Here is a 3702-nt window from a genome sequence, read left to right on the forward strand (position 1 = left end):
CATCATACATCAAACAAAAGATAAGAAAAAAATACTATAATCCGCAACAACGCAAAAAAGTGGCTCAATGCCTTTATACTAGGGCTTTGGACCACTTTATTTCTTTTCTAGCTGTCAAAGACAGGATTATATCACATCAGTTTTAGGAAAACAAGTATCTAAAAGAAATTTTTCTTCCCCTTATATGTAACAATCATACCGGCTTCCTAACGTTCAGAATGGTTTCTACTGTCTGCTGCGGTGTTTGGTTGGAATTGTCCAGCCAAAAGCCGATCCGTGGTGTTGTCTGCATTTTACTAAATACAAATTCAATGTATACAGAAAGAAATATATAAGGAGTGGGAGGGATTCCGCCGTAGTCGGCATTGTAGGAAAATCCAAAAGTTTAGATTTTCTCAAAATGCTTATCTTTTGGTCTTTGGTTCGGAATAGTGTAGTGCTGGCGGTCTATCTATTGTTTTCGGTTGCTTGCTTCTTTACCGTACATGAGCATTTGGTTCGGGGTTATCGTTGTCGTAGCCTTCCAGAAGATTGATCGCGCCCCAGATACCGAGACCTGCACCGAGTGCTACTACCAGAGTCTGCAGTACACCGACTGCACTGTTAAAAAATGCTATAAGTTTGTCCTCCTTTGCCCGGATCCGAAGTATAGTTGATGGATAACCGGCCCATCTGTAATGAAAATGTAGATATAACAAAACCCTCCTCAAAGCTGAATGTGCATCTGCAGTCGAAGAAGGGCAGAAAAATAGCCAGAACTGATAATCAATCAGTCCTGGCTAAGTAAATGTATTCAGTTTGATAAATTGGAATATGACTAACTGTTTTGTAAATTTACATTTTTGTATACTGTAAATAGTCTTTGATCAAATAAATACGGTATCTTAATAGTTCTCTTTTCTTACCTCAAAGTAAGCCTGAGGATGATTACATACAGGGCATATTTCAGGAGCTTCTGCACTAACTACAACATGTCCGCAATTGCGACATTCCCACATTGTAATGCCACTTTTCTTAAACACTTCCATAGTTTCAACATTCTTAAGAAGTGCACGATATCTTTCTTCATGAAGTTTTTCAATCGCAGCAACACCTCTGAACTGAGCGGCTAATTCCGGGAAACCTTCTTCTTCCGCTTCATCAGCCATTCTAGCATACATATCTGTCCATTCTGCATTTTCGCCTTCTGCAGCGTGAAGAAGATTTTCTGCGGTATCTCCAAGTTCACCAAGCGCCTTAAACCAGAGTTTTGCATGCTCCTTCTCATTGTCAGCTGTCTGCAGGAATAATGCTGCAATTTGCTCATATCCGGCCTTCTTAGCTACGGAAGCAAAATAAGTGTATTTATTTCTAGCCTGAGATTCCCCTGCGAACGCTTCCCAAAGATTCTTCTCTGTCTTTGTTCCAGCATACTTACTCTTTGCAGGCGACTCTTCCACCTTCTTGAAAACAGATGCAGGCTGCTTACATAATGGACACTGCTCCGGTGCTGTCTCTCCTTCATGCACATAACCACAAATACTACATACCCATTTACTCATTTTTATATCTCCTTTTCGATTTAATATTTCACTCTTATCTTCATAAGAAGTGTGTAACATCTTTTCTGCCAATTCACTTAACGGTTTTCCATAAAACTCCTCATAAAGATGAATAATCTCTGGATTCTCATGACTCCGTCTGAGTGTCATCGCCTCATCCCTTGTATAGAGACTTGCAATTCTCGCTTTACGTACCTCGTCCTTATCCTTCATGATATCCTTTGGTTGGCCGCCTCCACCGATACATCCGCCCGGGCAAGTCATAACTTCCACAAAATGATATTGTTTTTCTCCCTGCTTGATGCCCTCAATTACTTTCCCGGCATTGGCTGTACCATATACTACAGCGATATTCAAATCTAAATCGCCAACTTTTAAAGTAGCTTCTTTGACGCCTTCATATCCCCTTACAGGTGTAAGGTTGAATAACTGTTCCGGTGATTTTTCTTTTGTAATAAATTCGTAAGCAGTTCTGAGAGCAGCTTCCATTACACCTCCGGTATTGCCGAAAATAATACCAGCTCCAGATGCTTCTCCCATAAAATTGTCATATTCACCATCTTCAAGACTGGCAAAATCAATCCCTTCCTCTTTTGCCCACTTTGCAAGCTCTCTGGTCGTGATCACGTAATCCATGTCACGCATCCCCTCTATACCAAGATAATGAGCAGAAGCGTTCATCTCATCTCTGCGAATTTCAAATTTCTTTGCAGTACATGGAGTAAGTGCCACATTCACAATTGATTTTGGATCTATACCCTTCTTCTTAGCAAAATAGGTCTTAATTGTAGGTCCCTGCATTCCGATAGGGCTTTTCGCTGATGAAAGATTCGGAATCATTTCCGGATAATATGTTTCCACATACTTAACCCATGCAGGACAACAACTGGTAAACTGAGGTAAGGGAGCGTTTTTTTTGGTCACTCTCTCAATAAGTTCACTAGCTTCCTCAACAATGGTAAGGTCAGCTGCAAAACAGGTATCAAGGACATAATTTACGCCTAATTTTCTAAGCAACGAAACCATTTTTCCTTGTACAAAGCTGCCATCAGACATACCGAATTCTTCCCCCAGCGCAGCTCGTACGGATGGTGACGTACTTACAATGACAATCTTTTCCGAATTCTGAATCTCTCTCTTTACATCCAAATATTCATACTTTTCAATAATACTGTCTACAGGACAGACATTTGCACACTGTCCACAATTTATACACACAGCCTCTCCACAAGTCTGCTCAAATGTATATGTACCATGCACACCTATGGCATTTGTACATACGTCCTTACACATTCCGCATTTAATACATTTTTCTTCCAAACGAGTAATACTCGGATTATTTTCCTCGATTGGAACACGCACATGTAAAGGTAAATGATTCATCGTTTATCCTCCTAAAAATATAGATTGGCAACACTATAAACCCGTTTGTAAGCATACAAATATTGCACTTCCATTATATCGCAACATCTTTATTTAGGTCAAAAGTTTTTGTATTAGTAAAAGAAATTTTTATTTTTATAACTCTTATACACTATTTCAAGCGAATATATCTGGTTGATTTTCCGGTTCTCTCACGCTTCAGCTCGCCGGATGCCCGTCTTTAGAGGTTTGCACCATGAATGTTTAGAGGCTATTCTGAGAAAAAGTTGAGATTCTCCAGAAACTAAAAACACTCGACATAAAAGTTTTCGTAAAATCGGGTTCGCTGATGCTCTTATCGAACAGGATATAGATGATCCAATCTCTCATTTTCAGAAAGGAGTCAATGAACTGAATTCTAAACGGGAGACAGAAAAGTGTCGCATCAACTTTCAACAGATTTCTGACGTTTGACTAGAACTGTGTCTGGGTTATGTGCCAATTGCGAAAATCTTGAACATGCTGGATGTAAAAGAACATTTTGGGTATTTAAGTTCTTCAAGGAAGTTCGAGTTCGATGTATATGATGTCTTTTCCGCTCTTGTATATGCTCGTGTTGTTGCGCCTTTATCTAAACATCAGACTTTTCATGATATTCTTCCAAAGCTATATGTGGTACTATGTCAAGATTTAAGACAACTTAAATATCTGTTTTTTTAATGTTTATGTTTCAAATATTGTTTTTCAAAATTTTGTGGAGATTCATATTCACAATGTGAGTGAATTCGTGTTGTATTAT

Annotated in this window: 2 protein-coding genes and 2 pseudogenes; 1 reads left to right on the forward strand and 3 read right to left on the reverse strand. The window is 39.1% G+C overall.

Going from position 1 to position 3702, the window contains the following annotated elements:
• Positions 1-476 precede the first annotated feature (476 nt).
• The 3 genes and pseudogenes from FYJ55_RS11580 to FYJ55_RS11205 form a co-directional block, all read right to left on the reverse strand.
• On the reverse strand, positions 477-710 hold the full coding sequence (locus tag FYJ55_RS11580; protein ID WP_441723317.1) for a Maff2 family mobile element protein: 234 nt from the start codon (positions 708-710) through the stop codon (positions 477-479).
• A 174-nt stretch (positions 711-884) separates the two neighbouring features.
• Positions 885-1541, reverse strand: a complete 657-nt coding sequence (gene rbr / locus FYJ55_RS11200) for a rubrerythrin (protein WP_229771162.1) — start codon at positions 1539-1541, stop codon at positions 885-887.
• Positions 1542-1586: 45 nt separating this feature from the next.
• Positions 1587-2924 (reverse strand): annotated as a pseudogene (locus tag FYJ55_RS11205) ([FeFe] hydrogenase, group A); the annotation flags it as partial.
• Between the two features lie 273 nt (positions 2925-3197).
• Between FYJ55_RS11205 and FYJ55_RS11585 the strand changes: the two are divergent.
• Positions 3198-3578, forward strand: a pseudogene (locus tag FYJ55_RS11585) (IS1634 family transposase); the annotation flags it as partial.
• Positions 3579-3702: the final 124 nt, after the last annotated feature.

This window comes from Holdemanella porci (assembly GCF_009696075.1).
GTDB lineage: Bacteria > Bacillota_I > Bacilli_A > Erysipelotrichales > Erysipelotrichaceae > Holdemanella > Holdemanella porci.